The sequence below is a fragment of the Nocardia altamirensis NBRC 108246 genome, from assembly GCF_001612685.1.
Taxonomy (GTDB): Bacteria; Actinomycetota; Actinomycetes; order Mycobacteriales; family Mycobacteriaceae; genus Nocardia; species Nocardia altamirensis.
This window is the reverse complement of record NZ_BDAY01000010.1, coordinates 190,338-209,634: the sequence shown is the minus strand read 5'-3', so window position 1 is coordinate 209,634 and position 19,297 is coordinate 190,338. Positions and strand designations below refer to the sequence as shown.

At 67.1% G+C, this 19,297-nt stretch carries 17 protein-coding genes; 6 read left to right on the top strand and 11 right to left on the bottom strand.

The genetic code is table 11. From position 1 onward, the window contains the following. Position 1 precedes the first annotated feature (1 nt). Genes NA11_RS07200 through NA11_RS07190 form a run of 3 tightly spaced genes read right to left on the bottom strand, consistent with a single transcriptional unit; the run spans position 2 to position 2,723 of the window. A complete protein-coding gene (locus NA11_RS07200) occupies positions 2-652 on the bottom strand; it encodes a PIG-L deacetylase family protein (RefSeq protein WP_069161014.1) in 651 nt (216 codons plus the stop codon). Then, positions 649-1,425 (bottom strand): sugar phosphate nucleotidyltransferase, encoded by a 777-nt coding sequence (locus tag NA11_RS07195; protein WP_069160961.1) that lies wholly within the window; start codon positions 1,423-1,425, stop codon positions 649-651. The genes NA11_RS07200 and NA11_RS07195 overlap by 4 nt, the downstream gene beginning before the upstream one ends. After that, the gene (locus NA11_RS07190) at positions 1,422-2,723 is read right to left on the bottom strand and encodes a class I SAM-dependent methyltransferase (protein WP_084654258.1); all 1,302 of its coding nucleotides are present in this window, start codon (positions 2,721-2,723) and stop codon (positions 1,422-1,424) included. The genes NA11_RS07195 and NA11_RS07190 overlap by 4 nt, the downstream gene beginning before the upstream one ends. A gap of 493 nt (positions 2,724-3,216) precedes the next feature. Between NA11_RS07190 and NA11_RS07185 the strand changes: the two genes are divergently transcribed. Continuing rightward, a complete protein-coding gene (locus tag NA11_RS07185) occupies positions 3,217-4,728 on the top strand; it encodes a sugar transferase (protein ID WP_069161013.1) in 1,512 nt (503 codons plus the stop codon). A gap of 42 nt (positions 4,729-4,770) precedes the next feature. Here the strand turns inward: NA11_RS07185 and NA11_RS07180 are convergent, their stop codons facing one another. After that, the gene (locus tag NA11_RS07180) at positions 4,771-5,427 is read right to left on the bottom strand and encodes a biliverdin-producing heme oxygenase (RefSeq protein WP_069160959.1); all 657 of its coding nucleotides are present in this window, start codon (positions 5,425-5,427) and stop codon (positions 4,771-4,773) included. Positions 5,428-5,529: 102 nt separating this feature from the next. Further along, the gene (locus NA11_RS07175) at positions 5,530-6,999 is read right to left on the bottom strand and encodes a threonine/serine exporter family protein (RefSeq protein ID WP_245745758.1); all 1,470 of its coding nucleotides are present in this window, start codon (positions 6,997-6,999) and stop codon (positions 5,530-5,532) included. Positions 7,000-7,262: 263 nt separating this feature from the next. Between NA11_RS07175 and NA11_RS07170 the strand changes: the two genes are divergently transcribed. Together NA11_RS07170 and NA11_RS07165 are read left to right on the top strand one after the other, a co-directional pair. Continuing rightward, the gene (locus NA11_RS07170) at positions 7,263-7,427 is read left to right on the top strand and encodes a ribbon-helix-helix protein, CopG family (protein ID WP_069160957.1); all 165 of its coding nucleotides are present in this window, start codon (positions 7,263-7,265) and stop codon (positions 7,425-7,427) included. 10 nt (positions 7,428-7,437) lie between these two features. Next, on the top strand, positions 7,438-7,782 hold the full coding sequence (locus tag NA11_RS07165) for a VOC family protein (protein ID WP_069160956.1): 345 nt from the start codon (positions 7,438-7,440) through the stop codon (positions 7,780-7,782). 9 nt (positions 7,783-7,791) lie between these two features. Here the strand turns inward: NA11_RS07165 and NA11_RS07160 are convergent, their stop codons facing one another. Further along, a complete protein-coding gene (locus NA11_RS07160; RefSeq protein WP_245745752.1) occupies positions 7,792-9,450 on the bottom strand; it encodes an FAD-dependent oxidoreductase in 1,659 nt (552 codons plus the stop codon). Between the two features lie 126 nt (positions 9,451-9,576). Here NA11_RS07160 and NA11_RS07155 point away from each other — a divergent pair, with 126 nt between their 5' ends. Together NA11_RS07155 and NA11_RS07150 are read left to right on the top strand one after the other, a co-directional pair. Next, positions 9,577-10,209 (top strand): TetR/AcrR family transcriptional regulator, encoded by a 633-nt coding sequence (locus NA11_RS07155; RefSeq protein ID WP_069160955.1) that lies wholly within the window; start codon positions 9,577-9,579, stop codon positions 10,207-10,209. Positions 10,210-10,292: 83 nt separating this feature from the next. Further along, on the top strand, positions 10,293-11,141 hold the full coding sequence (locus NA11_RS07150; protein WP_069160954.1) for a TIGR03619 family F420-dependent LLM class oxidoreductase: 849 nt from the start codon (positions 10,293-10,295) through the stop codon (positions 11,139-11,141). Positions 11,142-11,259: 118 nt separating this feature from the next. Here NA11_RS07150 and NA11_RS07145 read toward each other — a convergent pair whose 3' ends face one another. The 4 genes from NA11_RS07145 to NA11_RS07130 all read right to left on the bottom strand — a co-directional run bounded on the left by NA11_RS07145 (position 11,260) and on the right by NA11_RS07130 (position 16,449). Further along, a complete protein-coding gene (locus NA11_RS07145; protein ID WP_069160953.1) occupies positions 11,260-13,065 on the bottom strand; it encodes a vWA domain-containing protein in 1,806 nt (601 codons plus the stop codon). A gap of 164 nt (positions 13,066-13,229) precedes the next feature. After that, positions 13,230-14,864 carry an ABC transporter permease gene (locus tag NA11_RS07140; RefSeq protein WP_069160952.1) on the bottom strand — a complete coding sequence of 545 codons (1,635 nt, stop codon included), beginning with the start codon at positions 14,862-14,864 and terminating at the stop codon, positions 13,230-13,232. Then, positions 14,861-15,796: an ABC transporter ATP-binding protein gene (locus NA11_RS07135; RefSeq protein ID WP_069160951.1), complete on the bottom strand. Its 936-nt coding sequence runs from the start codon at positions 15,794-15,796 to the stop codon at positions 14,861-14,863. Before NA11_RS07135 ends, NA11_RS07140 begins: the two co-directional genes overlap by 4 nt. Beyond that, positions 15,796-16,449, bottom strand: coding sequence for a TetR/AcrR family transcriptional regulator (locus NA11_RS07130; protein WP_069160950.1), 654 nt, complete (start codon positions 16,447-16,449; stop codon positions 15,796-15,798). Before NA11_RS07130 ends, NA11_RS07135 begins: the two co-directional genes overlap by 1 nt. A gap of 105 nt (positions 16,450-16,554) precedes the next feature. On the opposite strand from NA11_RS07130, the gene NA11_RS07125 reads away from it, so the two are divergent. Beyond that, entirely contained in the window at positions 16,555-18,486 is a 1,932-nt protein-coding gene (locus NA11_RS07125; protein WP_069160949.1) for an acyl-CoA dehydrogenase family protein, read from the top strand. Here NA11_RS07125 and NA11_RS07120 read toward each other — a convergent pair. Further along, positions 18,455-19,084, bottom strand: coding sequence for a phosphatase PAP2 family protein (locus tag NA11_RS07120; RefSeq protein ID WP_245745751.1), 630 nt, complete (start codon positions 19,082-19,084; stop codon positions 18,455-18,457). The two genes, NA11_RS07125 and NA11_RS07120, sit on opposite strands and share 32 nt — an antisense overlap. Between the last annotated feature and the right edge of the window lie 213 nt (positions 19,085-19,297).

The window sequence follows — 19,297 nt, the reverse complement described above, 5'->3', positions numbered from 1 at the left end:
GCTACGAACCTCCGAAATCGATAACAGCCTTGTCGAGCACGAACGCCTCGGCGTGCGCGGCGTGGCATTGCACGCCGCGCATCCGGGTGAGCGCGGTGAACGCCTGCTCGTCGAACCAATCCCGGTGCGCCTGCGACGGATAGTGCTTCAGCAGCAGCTGAGCTTTCTCCGTGGCGAGCTCCGGAGTGAGTGGGTGGAACACGGTGGGCGCCGGGGTGTCGGCCTCCCATTTGAGGATCTCGAAGCCGAGGACCAGGTGGTCCCTGAACTCGGTCGGCACCAGTTCGGCGAGCACCCGGTGGTCCTGGTGGGCATCGCCGCGCTGCGGCGCGAAAACCAGGTCGGGTCGGGTGCTTGCGCGAAATGCCGCCAGCGCGTTCTTGATTCGGTCCCAGTGCGCCGGGGCCCTGCCGTCCGGTAGGTCGAGGATGGTGAGGTCGAGCTCGGCGCCGGGGCAGAACGCGTCGAGCGCGCGCCGTTCTTCGTCGGCGCGCTCGGTGCCTGCGCCGGACAGCACCAGCGCGCGCACCTGTAGGCCGGGGTGGGCCCTGGCTAGCGTCAAAAGCGTTGCGCCCATGCCGATTGCGATGTCGTCGCAGTGTGCGCCGAGGACGGCGACCTCGGCCACCGTCCCGGCGCGGAGTGGGATCACGCGTGCTCCCAGACCATCCATGGCCTGGCGCCGGAGCGGTAGCCCGCATCGAGTTCGGCGCGTTCCTTGAAGGTGTCCGCGGGCTTCCAGAACCCGAGGTGCTGGTACCCGAACAGCCTGCCTTGTCCGGCGAGTGCACCGCACGCGTCGGCGACCAGGTCGCCTCCCGGCGGCAGCAGATCGAAGATCTCCTTGTTGAGCACGAAGTAGCCGCCGTTCTCCCACAGCGGCATCCGCGAGACCGGCATGATCTCCTTGACCTCGCCGGTCGGCTTCATATCGACGCAATGGAACGACGACTGCGGCGGCACCACCATCATCGAGGCCGCGGCACCGGACGCGGTGAACTTGTCGATCATGTCGTCCAAGGGCGCGTCGGTGAGCACGTCGGCGTAGTTCGCCAGGAAGCACTCGTCGTCGGCGATGTACTCGCGCACCCGGCGCAAGCGCTCGCCGATGGCGGATTCCAGTCCGGTGTCGACGAAGGTGATCTTCCAGTCGCTGATATCGGAGCTCAGCATCTCCACCTGGCCGTCGCGGATGACGAAGTCGTTCGACACCGACTCCTCGTAGCTCAGGAAGAAGTTCTTGATGTGCAGGCCCCCGTAGCCGAGGCACAGGATGAACTCCTTGTGGCCGTAGTGCGCGTAGTAGCGCATCACGTGCCAGAGCAGCGGTCGCGGACCGACCAGCTGCATGGGCTTCGGGATCATGTCGTCGGTGCCATCGCGCATCCGCATGCCGTAGCCGCCACAGAAAAGCACAACCTTCATCGCACTCCCCTCCCTGTCATTTCCGAGTTGTGTGTGGTGTTCACTCCGTTGTGACCGGTGGGTTCGGCCGATGTGAGATCGGCGCGATGCAGTGTGGGTAGTGGGTAAACCAGTTCGGCGCCCCACGTGCCGATGTGGCTCAGCTGCGCGGTGATCTCGGCTTCGAGATTCCATGGCAGCACCAGGACGACATCCGGTCGGTCCTGGTCGATGCGCTCGGGCGGATGGATCGGGATCCTGGTGCCGGGCGTGTAGCGACCGTGCTTGTACGGGTTGCGGTCGACGGTGTACTCGAGCAGGTCGGTGCGGATGCCGCAATAGTTGAGCAGGGTGTTGCCCTTGCCCGGTGCGCCGTAGCCGACCACTCGCTTGCCTGCGGCGCGCTGGTCGAGCAGGAAGCGCAGCAGGTCGTGGCGGACCGCTTCGGTCCGTGGGCGCAGCTGGGTGTAGCCGGCCTCTTGATGCAGGCCCGCGTCTTGTTCCAGGCGAAGCACGTCGGCGACGCGGTCGCTCGGCGTCGCGCCGACCTCCTCGGGCCTGGCCCAGAGTCGGAGCGAGCCGCCGTGGGTGTCGAGCAGCTCGACATCGACCACCGACAGACCAGCGGTCGCCAGTGCCCGCTGCGCGGAGTGCACGGTGTAGTACTGGAAGTGCTCGTGGTAGATGGTGTCGAACTGCCCGAGGCGCAACAGGTTCAGCGCGTGGTGCACCTCGATGGACAGCCAGCCGTCGTCGGCGAGCAGCGCGCGCAGCGATCGGGTGAAGCCGCGCAGGTCGGGAACGTGGGCGTAGACGTTGTTGGCCACCACCAGATCCGCGGGCCGGTGTGCGCTGCGGACCTTCGCGGCGGTGTCCTCGTCGAGGAAGGCGGTTTCGGTGGGTACCCCGGCGGCGCGTGCGGCGTCGCCGACGTTCACCGACGGCTCGATGCCGAGGCAGTCGATGCCCGCGGCCACCACGTGCCGCAGCAGGTAGCCGTCGTTGCTCGCCACCTCGACGACGAAGGAGTCCGCGCCTAGCTTCAGTCGTTCGATGGCCTGTGCGACAAAAGTTTTCGCGTGCCGCACCCAACTGTCGGAATAAGACGAGAAATAAGCGTATTCGGTGAAAGTTTCTGCCGGAGTGATCAATGCGGGAATCTGCAACAGCAGGCAGTCCGCGCAGAGTCGAAGATGCAGCGGATAGGTTGCCTCGGCAAGGTCGAGCTCGTCCTGCGCGAGAAACTTCTCGCACGGCGGCGTTGCTCCCAGATCGAGCACGCTCGTCAAACGCTCGGAATCACACAGGCGACATCGCACGAAAGCCCACCTTCTGTCGTGAGTCGAATGGCCGGCACACTGCCGGCGCACCCCTGACGTCGACCCGATCCAGTGAGACGTTACAACGAAAGTCCCGCGTGGCGTTGGTGAAATCGACTGGGCAGGAAGTAATTTCCGATACTTTTCAACCGTCTCGGAGGGCTGGCGTCCGGGTGGCTAACGGGGCAGTTGGTGGATTCGATCTCATAGGACGAATTCGCCTGGGAGTAGCCGGGGTTCGCGACCTGGGCTGCTGTCGCGGAAGGCGCCCAGAACAGACCGGGGCAGCATACCGACCGCCCCTTTGTTGGCTACCTTCTGGAACATTTTGCGGCCCTTGTGATTCAGTGTGTGAAACGGATTGTGTTCTGTAACAATCTCCTTCTGGCCGCCGACGGATGAGATGCCTGCGGCGGTCGGGATTGTGCCGAGGGGACCGGTCGATGCAGACCGGAAAGCATGTTTCTTCACTCCCATGGGGAGGTGTGTGTTCATGAGCTTCGAGCTCGCCGACGACGACGATCTTGACATCCGTCGATCGTCGCACACGCTGCCGCGTTCCGAGCGCGAACGCTGGCAGTCGGAGTACGTAAGGCGCTTGATAGCAACGGATTTCGGTGTGATCGTGGCGGCGATAACGCTCGCCCAGGTCATCCGATTCGGCGGTCCGGCCGCGACGCCGCTGGCCTGGCCGCTGCCGTACGAGGTTGGGTACACGGTGGTTTCCGGTGCGCTCGCCTTCACCTGGCTCGCCTTCCTCGCCATCGGCCACAGCCGGTCGCCGCAGGTGGTCGGCAGCGGTACCGAGGAGTACCGGCGTTTGGTGTCCGCCACACTTCGTTTGTTCGGCGTACTGGCGATCATCTCGTTGATCTTTCAGATCGAGTTTGCGCGTGGCTATTTGGCGATTGCACTACCGCTCGGTCTGTTCGGGCTGATGCTCAGCAGGTTGCTGTGGCGGATACACGCCAGGCAGCTGCGCGGTCGGGGGGAATACCGCACCTCGGTCCTCGTTGTCGGTTGTGCGGAGGCGGCGCAGGCGATGGCGAACGCGTTCGCGGCCGACCCGGCCTCCGGATATCGGGTGGTCGGAGTGTGTATTCCGGACGGGCTCAACGAGATCACCGAATACTTCCCCGGCTCATCGGGCCACACGTTCTCGGTGGTCGGCGATGACCGGACGGTGCTCGACGCGGTCCGGCGCAGTGGCGCGGACACTGTCGCTGTGACGGCGACCGATCACCTCGGCCCGATCGAATTACGCCGCATGGCCTGGGAACTCGATCCGATCGGGGTGGAGCTGATCGTCGCGCCCGGCGTGGTCGACATCGCGGGCACCCGGTTGACCAACCGGTTCGTCGCAGGCGTGCCGATGCTGCACATCGCCAAGCCGCAATACGATCGCGCCAAGTCCGCGGGCAAGGCGGTCTTCGATCTCTGCTTCGCGGCCGGGGTGCTGCTCGCGATCGCGCCGACCATGCTGGCCATCGCGCTGGCGGTGAAACTGACGAGTCCCGGTCCGGTGTTCTACCTGTCGGAACGAATCGGCCGGAGTGGCAAGCCCTTCCGCATGATCAAGTTCCGCAGCATGTATGTCGAGGCGGACACGGCCGTCGACGCGCTCATCGCGCGCAACGGCGGCAACCCGGTCTTCTTCAAGATGAAGGACGACCCGCGCATCACGCCGATCGGCAAGGTGCTGCGCAAGTTCAGCCTCGACGAGCTGCCGCAGTTCTTCAACGTGCTGCGCGGTGAGATGAGCGTGGTCGGGCCGCGCCCGCAGGTGCAGCGCGAGGTCGACAGTTACGACGGCGAGATGCGGCGCAGGCTGCTGGTCAAGCCAGGGGTCACCGGCCTGTGGCAGGTGAGCGGACGATCCGACCTTTCGCTGGAAGATTCGGTGCGACTTGACCTTTCCTACGTCGAGAACTGGTCGATGGTGCTCGACCTGCTGCTCATCGCGCGCACGATCGGCGCGGTGACCCGCGGGGCAGGCGCCTACTGAGCCGCGGGCTAGGCGCCTGCGGGAGGCGCCTACGACTCGCGCCTACTGCGCCGCGGGAAACTCCTGGGCCAGTTCCTGAAACAGCGCGGTGTTCATCGCGAAGGCTCGCTGCCCTTCGTCGAGCACCCTGCGGGTTTCGAGATCGTCGAGCGGCAATCGGTCGAGCAGACTGCGGTATTCGCGCTTGAACGCGGCCGGGTTGCCGACACCGTCGAAGACGTAGAAGCGGACGCCGTCGCCGCGATGCGGCAGGTTCCACAGCTTCTCGGCGGTGCCGCGGATGACCTGGCCGCCGGACAGGTCGCCGAGGTAGCGGGTGTAGTGGTGGGCGATGTAGCCCGCTGGCCAGTCGCGGGCGCACTCATCGATGCGCGCGGCGTAGGCCGCGGTCGCGGGCAGTGGTTCGAGCCCGTCGCGCCACCGTGGTCCGAGCAGATGGGCGAGGTCGCGCTCGAGTTCGGCGGTGCGTGCCAGTTCGGGACGGATGAACGGCCCCGCGACCGGGTCGTCGGCCAGGCTGTCCCATCGCCCCTCGAGCGCGCGGTAGATGAACCAGAGTTGGCCGGTGTAGCGGTGGTACGAGTCGACGCCGAGCGCGCCGCCGAGCATGTCGCTCATGAACCGCGAGTTCTCCGCGTCCGAATGTTGTTCGGCGGTGGCGCTGCGAATCTGCGTCGAGAACGGGATTGCCTCCGACATGAACGAACCACCTCACCTGAGCACCCTGGGCAATCCAAGTATGGATACCCTAACTTTCTGGTACGACGATACCGGGTTCGCGCGCGATGTGCACTCAGCTGCTCACTGAGTGGGTGGGATAGGCGAGGTGGGCACGGGTGGCGCGGACCGCCGCCGCAGCCGAACGGTCGGCCGTCGCCGCACGATCGGACGGCGCAGCGCGCCGAAGCGGCGCAGGATGCGCGGCCGCCGAACGGTACGGTCGAACCATTCGCCGAGGGTGACGCCAGCAGCGAGCGCGCACCCGACGCCGAACGCCGCAAGCAACTGGTTGGCGCCGATGGCGAGCTGATCGTTGAGCACGGCGTTGAGCCCGCGATAGAGCTTGAGGCCAGGCAGCAGCGGCGTGATGCCCGCGACCGCGACGACCAGCGGGGGTGTCAGCGCGCGCCGGGCCATCAGACCACCCGCCATGCCGATCACCGTTGCGGCGACACCCGAGGCGAGCACCGGGCCGAAGCCGGCCTGCTGCACCAGGAGATAGCAGATCGTGCCCGCTGCGCCACTGCCCGCGGCGGCGGCGAGCGCCCGTCGCTCCGCATAGCAGGCGAGCGCGAACGCCATGGCGGCGACGGCACCGGCGACGATCTTGATCGGCAGATCGGTGATGTCCGCCCCCGGCGTCAGCACGATCGGCGGCACGGTGGCGCCGACCACGTCGCCGATGCGCAAGGCGAGGGCGATGCCCGCGATGATGCCGCCGGTCATCATCAGCACCTCGAGCATGCGGGCCGTCGAGGTGATCGGCGCGCCGGTTATGCCGTCCTGTACCGCGCCGACCAGCTGCAAACCACTGAGGAGCACGGTGATTCCCGCGGCGATGATGAGCGCGGGATCGACCTCGATGCCGAGTGGGCCCGCCAGGGTGGCCAGCACGATGGCGGGTGTCGCGGCGATCGCACCACCCACCACGTGCTGGAAGAAGAACGGCAGGCCGAAGCGATTGAGCACCCGGTTGGCCCGGTCGATCGCCAGCGTGGTGCCGAAACTGACTGCCGCGACGACGACTCCGCCGCCGAGCAGCGCGGCGATGGCCGCGGCGAGCAGCGACCAGCCGAAGGTGGCCATCCAGCGGTGGTACGGGTGCGGCGCCGAGGTGATCGTGTCGAGCGCGGCGCGCGCGTCCACCGGCGCGACGACCTCGTTGCGGATCCGCCTGGTCAGCCGGTCGACGGCCGCGAGCCTGGTGAAGTCGAGCGAGCGGTAGTGCACGATCCGCATGGTGCTCGCGGGCGGTAGTCGGGGCCCGCGGTCGGCCCAGATGCGGATCGCGTCGTAGGTGACGTCGATATCGCAGCGGGCCAATCCGTAGGTGGCGGCGATGAATCGGACCTGGGTGGTGGTGTCGATGACGCCGGTGCCGGACGCGAGCACCACCTCGCCGACCCGGACGGCCAGGTCGAGGACCTCGGCGACCCGCGCATCGTCGGTCAGGTCGATCGGCTGCAGCGGCGCAGGCGCGTCGACGATGGTGTCCGCGGTGGCCTGGCGATCGGCGACCAGCTTGCCGACCGCCTGGCTGACCACCGGCAGTCGCCGCCCGCGGCGGAGCCGCAGCCGCCGCCAGCCGAGATGGTCGACTCTGGTGTCGGTGTTCTCGCCTCCTGGCCGCGTGCTCGTATCCATGCACGCGAAGGTAGTCACCTTCTCACGACCTTTGCATCTCGGCTGGCACACGCGCCCGCCGAGCGTGTGGCGCGTGTGGCCGTAGATCGTTTCCGCGCCGGCGAAAGTGGCTCTCGGACGGCGGTTTCCGAGTGGTGGCGGCTAGATTGCTAGCATGCTAGCATCGGGGCGTGGGCGACGAGGAAGTCAAGCAGTTCAACGTGTACCTGCCACTGGGACTGATCAGGCAGGTCAAGCACCACGCCATCGAGCGGGAGCTTTCGCTCTCGGCCCTGGTGGCCGACGCGCTCCGCGGCTACCTCGACGACGCCCGCCGTGCAGATTCGTCCGAATAGGAGACCCGCTATGGCCATCGACGGAATCGAAGCCGTGTTCCTGGAAACCCACAACTGGGGTAAGGCGGCCAAGTTCTATGAAGCCCTCGGCTTCGAACTGGACTTCAGCACCGACCACGGCTCGGGCAAACTGACCCGTGGGGACGGTCCATACCTGTTCATCGCCGAGGTCCCGAAGAATCAGGAACCGCGGATGCAGCTCATCCTTTCGGTGGCCGACGCCGATGCGTTCCGCCCCGACGCGGGTGTCGACGTGGTGACCCCTTTCGAAGAGACGCACTACGGGACCAAGGAGATGACCGTTCGTGACCCCGACGGACGGATCGTGAGCCTGCAGGCGCCGTTGCAGCGGTGATCGTCCGGATCAGCTGGGTAGTAGTGCCTGCTGATCCGCGCGGGCGAGGACTTGGGTGAGCGTCCGCAGCAGTTCGCTGTCCGGGTGTTGGGGGAGTGTGGCGGTTCGCCAGGCCACGAAGCCATCCGGGCGGACCAGGGTCGCACCGGTGTCGGTGATGCCGAAGGCCGTGTGGAAGAGATTGTCCGGGTCCGTGTAGTCGGTCCCGATCTGGTGCACCGTCACGTCGAGACCCAGTGTGGTGGTGGCGTTCTCGGCGGCCGCGGTCCATGCCGTGCCTGCCGGGCCGGTCAGTAGGAGAAAGCCGCCGTCGCAGAGATCGAGGGTGGACAAGGTGGTGCCTGCACTGCGGAGCCAGAGGTGCGGTGCGCGCAAGCCGGGGCGGCCGGTGGCGTGGCGAGGGTCTTCGACCGGCTCGTTATGGTCGGGCGTCTCGGAAACGACGGCGGCAGAGCGGTATCGATAGCCGAGGATCATCGTGAGGTCGTCGATGGCGGCTGCGGTGTCGCCGGTGCCGTGATGGCGACCGTGCAGACGCTGCATCGCCTGGTCGAGCGTGGTGACCGAGACCGGGCGCCGCTCGTCCTGGTAGGTGTCCAGCAGTGACTCGCCCGCTTGGCCTTTCACCACTGCGGCGAGCTTCCATGCGAGATTGTGCGCGTCGGCGATGCCGGAGTTCGCGCCGAAGGAGCCCGTCGGCGGGACAACGCGGGCGGCGTCGCCCGCGAAGAAGATGCGGCCTACCCGGAATTGCCTGGCCACCCACCCGCCGATCCGGGTGGCGCCGACGTGCTTGCTCGATCCTGGCAGCGGCGGCACCAGCGTGAGTTCGAGGCCAGGGTCGCCGATCGCGCGGCGGGCGAGGTCGATACAGCGCTGTTCGGTGAAATCGTCGAGGCTTGCCCCGGTCTCGGGACCGAAGGGGATGCCGAGCGACCAGCGGCCAGGTTCGCGACCCGGCACGAGGGCGGTGCCGGTGATCGGCTGATCGAGGTAGCCGAGCAGGAAGCGACGGCCGCGCAGTAGCGCAGTGAGGTCGGCGTCGAAGAGGAAGTTCGCGGCGTACAGGAGCTCGCCCGGTCCGTCGGCGCCGATGCCGAGCTTGGTACGGATGCCAGCCCGGTTGCCGTCGGCCGCGACCAGGTAGTCGGCGTGTACCGGATAGTCCGCGCCGGTGTCGAGATCACGCACCAGTGCCGTGACGCCGTCGGCAGTTGTTTCGACGGAGCGCAGTTCCGTGCCGAATCGGATGTCGGCGCCGGACTTTTCGGCGTGCGCCCGGACGACCCGCTCCAATTCGTCTTGATCGATCATCGCCCAGTCGGTGGGGCTGAGGGTGGCGGGCGGGCGCACCTGGGCCAGCACGTCGACCCGGAATCGTTCCGCACCCGCCAGGGTTTCCGCGCCGAACATTTCCGGGAGCGCCGCCAGGATCGAGGTGCGTTCGCGGATCTCCGGCTCGAGGCCGAGCGCGCGATAGATCTCCATCGACCGCGGGTTGAATGCCCTGGCTTGCGGTTGCAGTGCGGTGGACGGGTGGCGTTCGACGAGGACGGGACGGATGCCCGCCCTGGCCAGGAACAGCGCGGCGGACAGGCCGGTGATGCCGCCGCCGACGATCATGACCGGGGTCTCGATGGCGGCGGAGTGGATGTTCGCAGTGTTCACGACAGGGTCTCCTCTTGTGGTCGAGCTACGCGAACCATCATCAATCGATCAGAGAACTGTGTCAATCATTTGATTGATTAGCTTGGAATGTCGAGTGAAACTGCTATGTGTCGATAGAATCTGCTTGTGCCGTCCTCGAAACCCCGCAGGTCACCCAAGCCGCAAGAGCGGCAGCGCGACCCGGAACGCACCCGCCAGCTGATCCTCGACGCCGCCGAGGCCGAGTTCGCCGCGCACGGCTTCCGCGGCGCGCGCACCGCCGCGATCGCGGCCCGCGCCGGGGTCAACCAGCAGCTGATCTCGTATTACTTCGACGGGAAAGACGGCCTCTACCAGGCGATGTCGCAACGCTGGCAGGAGCTGCGGCGCAACCTGGTTCCGCCGGGCACGCCGCTGCCCGAACAGCTGCGCCGATATGCGTTGCAGGCGTTGGACAATCCCGACGCGGTGCGGCTGTTCGCCTGGGGCGGGCTCGAATACGCGGGGCCGGACAGCGATCCGGATCGGGGGCCGCGTGCGGAACAGCTCGGGTCGAGCGTCGAGGAATTGCGGGCGATGCAGGCGGACGGCAGGCTGCCCGCCGAGCTGGATCCGGCCTGTCTACTGGTCATGCTGATGGGCGCGGCGATGGCGCCGACCTCGCTGCCGCATGTCATCGCGGGAGTGTGCGATGCCGATCCGCGCTCGCCGGAGTTCCTGAAGCACTACGCCGAACAGGTCGCGTTGCTCGTCCAGTTGCTGCAGCAGGGCGGCGGGTAGCGCCGTTTGTGCCGCGAAACCCTTGGTGCCCGCCGGGAAAGGTGGTAGAACTTGTTCTAGTTTCGGCGATGGGAGCGCGTACGGTGCGGTACGGAATTGTGTTGTTCACCAGCGATCGGGGCATCACGCCCGCGGAAGCGGCGGCGACCGCCGAGGGTGCCGGTTTCGACACGTTCTACGTGCCGGAGCACACGCACATCCCGGTCGTGCGGGCGGCGGCACATCCGCAGACCGGCGACGCGACGCTGCCCGACGATCGGTATCTGCGCACCCTCGATCCGTGGGTGGCGCTGGCCACCGCGGCCGCGGTGACGAGCCGGATCGGGCTGTCGACGGCGGTGGCGTTGCCCGCCGAACATCATCCGATCACCCTGGCGAAGACCATCGCCTCGTTGGACCATCTGTCCGGCGGGCGGGTCAGCCTCGGCGTCGGATTCGGGTGGAACACCGACGAACTCGCGCACCACGGGGTGCCCGCCGGCAAGCGCAGGACGGTGTTGCGGGAGCACCTCGATGCGATGCGCGCGATCTGGACCGAAGAGGAAGCCAGCTTCACCGGGGAATTCGTGAACTTCGGCGCCAGCTGGTCGTGGCCGAAGCCGGTGCAGAAGAAGATTCCGGTGGCGCTCGGCGCCGCGGGCGGGGAGAAGTCGTTCACCTGGCTGGCCAAACACGCGGACGGGTGGATCACCACGCCGACCGAGGGGGAGCTGGCACCGAAGATCGAACTGCTGCACCGGATCTGGCGTGAGCATGGCAACGCGGGTACGCCCGAGATCATCGCCCTTGCCGGTCGGCCCGACCCGGCGCAGTTGGCGCAGTGGGCCGAATTCGGCGTGACCGAAGTCGTTTTCGGCATGCCGGACCGGTCGGCCGAGGATGTGCGCGGCTACCTCGGCAGGCTTGCCGGGAAGCTCGGCATCGGGGAATAGGAACGGCCCGCGCGCGGGTGGGCGACACGGCCGCAGGTCATGGACCTGCGGCCGTGCCTTGTGTGGTCAACCCCGCGCGGACCACGGTGGTCTGAGTCGTAGCTCAGACCACCGGGTTTCAGCTGCGGCGCCTGCGGATGAACAACCACCCGAGGACAACGCCGAGAATCGCGACAACGCCCGCACCGATCGCGGCGATCGGGATCCAGTTCTGCGAGGACTTACTGCTCGACACATCCTGCGCGACAGCACGATCGAGCGGCTTGTCCAGGCGGGGGCCCGCGTTCTCGCCGAGCACACCGCCGTTCAGCGCGCTCGAATACACCGGGCCCGGCTCAGGGGTTCCCGCGACGGTGAGATCCAGCCGCACCGGCACCGGCGTGTGTCCCTCCTCGAAGGTCGAGCCGAGCTTCACCGCGATGAAGTACCAACCGGCGACCGACTGCTTGCGGACGTCGGCCTGGTCGGCGTCGCGGTTGTGGTACCGGATCGGCACGGTGACCATAGCGGGGTCATTCGACGGCAGCACACCGGCGGTGCCGGTGTATACGTGGGAATCCCAGTCGATTTCGTCACCGAACGGTGAATACAAGGTGGTGGTGATGTTCGAGACGACGTTGAGGCCCTTCACCCCGTTCTCGTCGAAATGCACGCGGTACGCCAGCCCCTGTCCCCAGTCCAGCTTGACCCGGTAGAAAAGGTACTCACCCGGCTGCATGGTGTCGGAGTACCGGCCGCTGCCGTCGAGAGTGGTTGCCACGGTGAACGATCCACCGCCCGGCGCGGGCTTTCCCGGACCGACGGGTTCGACGAAGGCCGTCGGCGGCAACACCGCGACGGGACCGGGATCGGTCGCCGCTGGCTCGATGCCGACGAGCAGCTCGATCGGCAGCCGGGCCGGAACGCCGAGCGAGACCCGCTCCCAGCTGATCGAGAAGTAGTACCGGCCAGCACCTTTGCATCTGTCCGAGCTGGCGCTGCCCGTCGGTTGTTTGGTCGCCCCGTCGAAGGTCTTGCTGATCGTCAGGGCAACACCGTCACTGGAGCGCGACGCCTGCTCGGTCTCGGAGGCGTTGCAGTCCTGGCCCTCTCGTCCGAAGACCTGCAGCCGCAGGCTGTTGAAGTCATCGATCGTCGAGATGCCGGGCACCCGGGGGAAGGACACGATGCCGCTGAAATACGCGGTGGCGCCCGCCGGTACGTCGACGGCGTAGTAGCGCTTCTCTTTCTGGCCGATGGTGTCCAGGTACTGGCCCGGCGTGGCGGCCGGTGCCTTGTCGTAGCTTGCGGCGCCGGTGATCGGGGTGCCGGTGGCCTGTGCCATGCAGGTGAGCTGGGCGCGCGCTTTGTCGTCGACCGCGAAGCCGATGGCGTGCAGCACCAGATCGATGCCCTGCTTCTTCAATTCCTGTGCCACCGCGCACGGGTCGGGCGGGGCGCAGGTGTCGTCGCCGTCGGAGACCAGCACGATCGAGCGCGGTCCCGAGTTCGGCAGGGTCTGGGCGGCCTGGCGCAGCGCGGTGCCCATCGGCGTCCAGCCGCTGGCCTTGATGCCGTCGACCGCGCTGGTGAACGCGGCTCTGTCGAGGGCATCCGGCTGGCGAAGCACCTGGACGTCGCGGCAGCCAACGGGCTTGTCCGCCTCGGTGTTTCCGGTGCTGGTGCCGTAGACGGTCAACCCGACCTTCGATTCGGCGGGCGCGGCACCGACGAAGGTGCGCACGGCGTTCTTCGCGGCATCCATCATGGTGCCCGCGGGATCAGGGCGCTGCATGGAGCCGGAGGCGTCCAAGATCAGCATGGTCGGCGCGTACTTCGCGGTCTGTTCGGAGCGGTTCGGCTGGGCCGATGCCTGCTGGGCGACCATGGTGAGGCCGAGGAGGCAGGCGGCGAATACTGCGGTGAACGTGGTGAATCTCGACATTGTCCTCATCTAAATTGTGTCGCCTTTTGTAGTGCCCGGCACACATTACCGATGAGTCCCTCACTATTCCATTGTTGAAACGCTGAGTGGCATAAGCAATCGTCTACGCGAGAAGTGGAAAATGGCCCGCGCACAACGATGTACGCGGGCCATCTATCGCCGGTTCAGCGCAGGTCGCGCCTGCGGAAGGCGACGATGCCCACCGCGAGCAGAGCGCCCGCGATCGCCAGCAGCCAGAGCACCGGAGCGGCCTCGAAGGGCGCGGCGGGCAGCTTCGGCGGGTGGACGAACGGGACCAGGTCGAGCAGCCACTGCGGCGACCCGTCGAGCGCGCCGACGAAGAAGAGGACGACCATGATGCTGAGCACGCCCCACGCGACCGGGGTGAAGCGGGGGAGCAGTCCATAAATCGCCACCGTCAGTCCGGTGAGCACCCAGACCGCGGGCACCTGCACGAGCGCGGCACCCACCGCGTCGCCGACCTTGCCCGCCACGTCACCGTCGGACGCGCCGTAGACGACACCGATCGCGAGCCCGGCCACCATCAGCAGCACCGCGGGACCGAGCAACGCGAAACCGATGTGGCTCAACGCATACCGTTCCCGGCTGATCGAGCCGGACAGCGTGGTCTCGACGCGCTGGCTGGCCTCCTCCTCGTGCAGGCGCAGGGTTGCCGAGATGGAATAGGCAGCCGCGCCCGCGGCGAGCAAGGTGATGGCCAGGTTGATGAACGCGTCTTGCAACATCGTCGACCCGCCCATCCTCGCGACCACGTCGGTGACCGACGAGTTCTCGTCGAGCATGTCGCCGACACTCTTCACCGCGCCGCCCATCAGCAGGCCGTACAGCAGGAACCCGATGGACCAGGCCAGCATGGAGCCGCGCTGTAGCCGCCAGGCCAGTCCCGTCGCGCCGGACAGTGCCGGGGCAGCCGTTGGCGGGCCGGGACGTTCGGCGAGCAGGCCGGACCCGGTGTCGCGCCTGCTCATCAAGAGATAAGCGGCCGCGGTGGTGAGCGCGGCGAGCGCGAGTAGCGGCAGCAACACCCACCAGCGTTCCTGTGCGAATGCGCGCATCTGAATGCACCAGCCCAGCGGCGAGAACCAGGACAGCACACCGTTTCCGGCGTCGCCGATGGCGCGAAGGGCGAAGGCCGTGGCCAGTGCGCCGAGAGCGATGCCACGGGCGATGCGCGCCCCGGTACTCACCTGGGCGGCCATGGCAGCCACGCCTGCCCACGCCAGGCCGGAGCCTGCCAGCGTCGCGCCATAGGCCAGCGAGCCGGTCGCGGACAGATCGTTGCTGTACAGCATTGCGGCGCAGAGGATTCCGCTGACCAGACTGCCGACGCCGGTGAGGGTCAAGGCGGCCGTCAGGCCCGCGTAGCGGCCGATGCTGGTGGCGCCGACCAGTTCGGCGCGGCCGGTTTCCTCCTCGACCCTGGTGTGCCGGATGACGGTGAGGATCGTCGCGATCGCGATCATCGCGAAGTACGGTCCCGCCTTCCACAGCGACAGCGGGCCGATCTCCGTGCTGAACACCGGGCCGTACATGGCGCGCAGCGCCGGACTGTCGGTGATGGTTTTCGCGTACCGCACGAGGTCTTCGGGCGTTCCGTAGACCTCCTTCGTGCTCGCGACATAGAAGGCAGGCAGCACACCGAACGCGAACACCCACAGCGGCAACACGATTCGATCTCGACGCAGATACAGGCGCAGCAACTGGCCGGTGCCAGCGAAGTCGTCCGAACCGCGCGTGGCCGGTGCGGCGTAGTGCCTGCCCGCGGTGGCGGTGGTCATGCGCGCACCTTCTCCGCGTTCTTCGCCGCCTGCTCTTCCTGCGCCCCGCCATCGACGTGGTAGTGGCGTAGGAACAGCTCCTCGAGGGTGGGCGGCGCGCTGGTGAGGCTGCGCACCCCGGTGTCGCCGAGCACCTTGATCAGCTCGCCGAGGTGTTCGCCGTCCACCTGGCAGCGCAGGGTCGCACCGTTGCGCTGGATGTCGTCGACGCCCGGGATGCGGCTGAGATCGCCTGGGTCGCCGAGCAATTCGGCGGTGATCGAGGTCCGCGACAGGTGTCGCATGTCCGACAGTGATCCGCTCTCCACGGTGCGGCCCGCCCGGATGATGGTCACCCGATCGCACAGCGCCTCGACCTCGGACAGGATGTGGCTGGACAGCAGCACCGTGGTGCCGCGCTGCTTGGCCTCTTCGACGCATTCCCGAAACACCTGTTCCATCAATGGATCCAGGCCCGAGGTCGGCTCGTCGAGCAGCAGCAGGCGTACGTCGGAGGCGAGCGCCGAGATCAGCGCGACCTTCTGCCGGTTGCCCTTGGAGTAGGTGCGCGCCTTCTTGCGTGGGTCGAGGTCGAATCGCTCGATCAATTCCTTGCGGCGCTCGGCATTGATGCCGCCGCGCATCCGGGCGAGCAGATCGATGGTCTCGCCACCGGACAGTGACGGCCACAGCGTGACATCGCCTGGCACATAGGCGAGTTCGTGATGCAGCGCGACCGCGTCAGCCCACGGATCGCGATCGAAGAGCGTGGCTCTGCCCGAGGTGGCCCGCAGGATGCCGAGTAGCACCCGGATGGTGGTCGACTTGCCTGCGCCGTTCGGCCCGAGAAAGCCGTGGATCTCGCCTTCGCTGACCGCGAGGTTCAACCCGTCCAGTGCGGCGACGTGGCCGAAAGTCTTACGGAGATCGGTGATTTGAATGACCGCGGACATCAGTGCTCCTTGGTGACAGTGTCCAAAAGCGTGGGGTCGGTGAGTAGGCCCTGGGTGTAGAACTCCAGTGCGGGGGGTGTGAGCTCTTCGGTCAGTTCACGAATGGCCTTACGGAAATCGAGCTTTTCGCCTGGCTTCGAATGCAGCTGCACCCAGAGCAGGGTCGCGCCGAGGTTGAGCGTCAGTAGATATCTGGCGCGTGCCGCTGGGTCGCGGCTCGGCTTGATGGTGCCCGCGTCGACGCCCTGCTGGATGTAGACCTCGGCATCGGCGATCATGTGCTCGAACAACGACTCGGCCATCGGACCGCCCGCCTGCAGGCTGCGCACCATGTAGGCGACCAGCGGTCCGTAGACCTCGATCTCGGCGAGGGCGGCCAGCATGCCCTTCGCGACGCTGGGCGCGGTGATCGCCTTGATCTTCTCGTCGTGAATCAGCTGAATCACCCGCTCGTCGCAGGCGGCCCGCAGGCCGTCCTTGGAGCCGAAGTGATGGTTCACCAATCCCGGTGAGACACCCGCCGCTTTCGCGATGGCGCGCACGCCGACCTGGAACCCCTGATCGCCGAAGACCTCGATCGCGGCATCGCGTATTCGTGCCGCGGTGGTCAGATCCGTGGCGGGTCCTTGCGGTAGGGGCTGTTGGTTAAACACATGTTGAATATACTAAACATGCGTTCAAAGCACCACAAGAGCCTGCCCGGAATGTCGTGTCAACAGTCACGGTTTGCTCGGCGTTCGGCGGGCTACTGTCGAGTTATGACTACCGGGACCGCAACAACGGCAGATCAGCTCCGCGCAGCACTCGACGGACCGTGGGGCGAGATCCGGGAACAAGCCCGCATCCAGCTCGCCGACGACAAATTCGCCGGCGACCCCTATCTCGACTACAAGGCGGCCAGGGCGCGCGTGCTCGAGCAGATGCGGGTCATCGCGACGATGGGGTACGCGGAACGCGGTTTTCGCAGGGAGAACGGTGGCACCAGCGAGCCGGGCGCCGCGGTCACCGGGCTGGAGATGCTCGCCTACGCGGATCTCTCGCTGTGGGTGAAGGCGGGCGTGCAGTGGGGGTTGTTCGGCGGGGCGGTGGAGAACCTCGGCACCGAACGGCACCGCGACTACATCCACCGGCTGCTGTCGCTCGACCTGCTCGGCTGTTTCGCGATGACCGAGTCCGGGCACGGCAGCGACGTCGCCCAGCTGGAGACCACCGCCACCTACGACGCGGAGACCCAGGAGTTCGTGATCCACTCGCCGACACCGTCGGCGCGCAAGGACTACATCGGCGGCGCGGCCGAACACGCCAGGATGGCAGCGGTTTTCGCGCAGTTGATCACCCAGGGCGAAGGCCGCGGCGTGCACTGCCTGCTGGTGCCCATCCGGGACGAGAGCGGCGCTGACCTGCCCGGCGTGACCACCTTCGACGACGGGCTCAAGGGCGGACTGCCCGGTGTCGACAACGGGCGCATCGTGTTCGACCACGTCCGGATACCGCGGGAGAACCTGCTCAACCGGTACGCCGATGTCGCACCGGACGGCACCTACCACTCGGAGATCGAAAATCCGAGCAGGCGCTTCTTCACCACGCTCGGCACCCTGGTGCGCGGACGGGTCAGCGTCGGCGGTGCGGCCGCGGCGGGCGCCAGGGTCGCGCTGAGCATCGCGGTGCGATATGCGTTGAAGCGCAGGCAATTCGCCGATCCGGACACCGGGCAGGAGACCGTGCTGCTCGACTACCGCAGCCACCAGCGCAGGCTGCTGCCGCTGGTCGCCAAGTCCTACGCGCTGGCCTTCGCGCAGAACGACCTGGTCCGCCGGATGCATCTGGTGCAGACCGGCCAGGATCTCAACCCGAGTTCGCAACGGGCACTGGAGAAGCGGGCCGCCGGGTTGAAGGTCGCGCAGACCAGGCACGCCACTCGCGCCATCCAGGAATGCCGCGAAGCATGCGGCGGCGCAGGATATTTGACCGAGAACCGGCTCGTCACGCTGAAGGGCGACACCGATGTGTTCACCACCTTCGAGGGCGACAATGTGGTGCTCACCCAGCTGGTCGCCAAGGAACTGCTGACCGCGTACTCCGACGAGATCCGCGATCTGGACGCGCTGGGCTGGGTGAAGTTCGCCGCGACCATGGCAGGCGACGAGGTGCGCAAGCGTTCCGGTGTGCGGCAGCTGATCCAGCGGCTGCGCGACGGCGCGAACGACACCGTCGACGACGGCGACCTGTCCCGCCGCTCGGTGCAGCTGCAGCTGTTCGCCGACCGCGAGGACTACCTGGTGCGCACCGCAGGCCACCGGCTGCGCGCCCGTGCCGAGGACACCGGTCCGTTCGAAGCGTTCAACAACGCCCAGGACCACATCCTCACCGCGGGTACCGCGCACATCGACCGGCTGACCCTGGAGGCCTTCATCGAAGGCATTGCCGATATTCAGGATCCGGAGGCGCGCGCCCTCGCCGAGACGGTCTGCGACCTCTACGTGTACGCGACCTTGGAAGAGAACCAGGCCTGGTACATCATGCACCGGTTCATGTCGGTGGAACGCGCGAAGGCGGTGCGCCGCGGCGTGAACGAGCTGGTCGACCGGCTGCGGCCGGAGGCGCTCACCCTCGTCGAGGGGATGGGGGTGCCGGAGTCGATGCTGCGTGCGGCGATGCTCAGCGATGCGAGTGTGTTCGAGCGGGGCTGACCTTGTCCACCGACCAAGTCAGTGCCAGCACCATGGCAATGGCCGCGGCGGTGCCGCCGAGAATGTCGGTGGGCCAGTGATAGTCGAGCCCGATCATGCCGACGGCCGCCGCGAGCATGGCCACCGCCGTCACGATGAGTGTGCTGAGCCGCGTCCGGAAGGACCGGCTCAGCACGATGAAGGTGGTGGCGATCGCGACCAGGTGCACGGTGTGCCCGCTGGGATAGGCGAGGTAATCGTGGAGTTGCCGCTGCCACAACGGTTTCCACACCACGGCGTTCAGGCCCGCGGTGAGTTCCGGCACCACCAGCATGAGGGCGGCGCTTCGCCATTCGGCGCGATAGGCGAACCAGGCGCACGTGAGCAGCAGCAACGGCACCAGGACGTACCAGTTACTCGGGAAGACCAGCGCGTGATACACGCCGGGCCGGTCATCGAGGGCGGTGTGGATCGGCGTGGCCACGGCCCGATCGAGCGCGGTCGGGCCGCCGTCGGCGGGGAACGTCAACGGCAGCGCGGCCGTCACCGCGCCGGCCAGCACGATGCCGCCGAGCCGGTACGCGTCGCCGCCGATGACGTCCTGTCGTAGTCCGAGCACGCTCTGACGATAGCCATTGACAAGATCTTGCTAGTCGACCGCGGCAGCTGCGCTGGTCCCGGCGGGAAACGCAATGGTCACTCGACCGAATCCGGGCGAAACTCGTTACCGTCGAAAGTGACACCCGCCCAGGTCAACTCGCGGGACCCTGGAATCCTTCGCGACCTCGCACCGAGTTGGTATCGTCGACTTCGATCGGTGAACAATCTGGTT

What these genes read in the sequence shown, in the direction of transcription:
- NA11_RS07195 (WP_069160961.1), bottom strand. Translation starts at nt 1,425, where the DNA reads ATGAAGGTTGTGCTTTTCTGTGGCGGCTACGGCATGCGGATGCGCGAT.
- NA11_RS07185 (WP_069161013.1), top strand. Translation starts at nt 3,217, where the DNA reads ATGAGCTTCGAGCTCGCCGACGACGACGATCTTGACATCCGTCGATCG.
- NA11_RS07180 (WP_069160959.1), bottom strand. Translation starts at nt 5,427, where the DNA reads ATGTCGGAGGCAATCCCGTTCTCGACGCAGATTCGCAGCGCCACCGCC.
- NA11_RS07165 (WP_069160956.1), top strand. Translation starts at nt 7,438, where the DNA reads ATGGCCATCGACGGAATCGAAGCCGTGTTCCTGGAAACCCACAACTGG.
- NA11_RS07145 (WP_069160953.1), bottom strand. Translation starts at nt 13,065, where the DNA reads ATGTCGAGATTCACCACGTTCACCGCAGTATTCGCCGCCTGCCTCCTC.
- NA11_RS07140 (WP_069160952.1), bottom strand. Translation starts at nt 14,864, where the DNA reads ATGACCACCGCCACCGCGGGCAGGCACTACGCCGCACCGGCCACGCGC.
- NA11_RS07135 (WP_069160951.1), bottom strand. Translation starts at nt 15,796, where the DNA reads ATGTCCGCGGTCATTCAAATCACCGATCTCCGTAAGACTTTCGGCCAC.
- NA11_RS07125 (WP_069160949.1), top strand. Translation starts at nt 16,555, where the DNA reads ATGACTACCGGGACCGCAACAACGGCAGATCAGCTCCGCGCAGCACTC.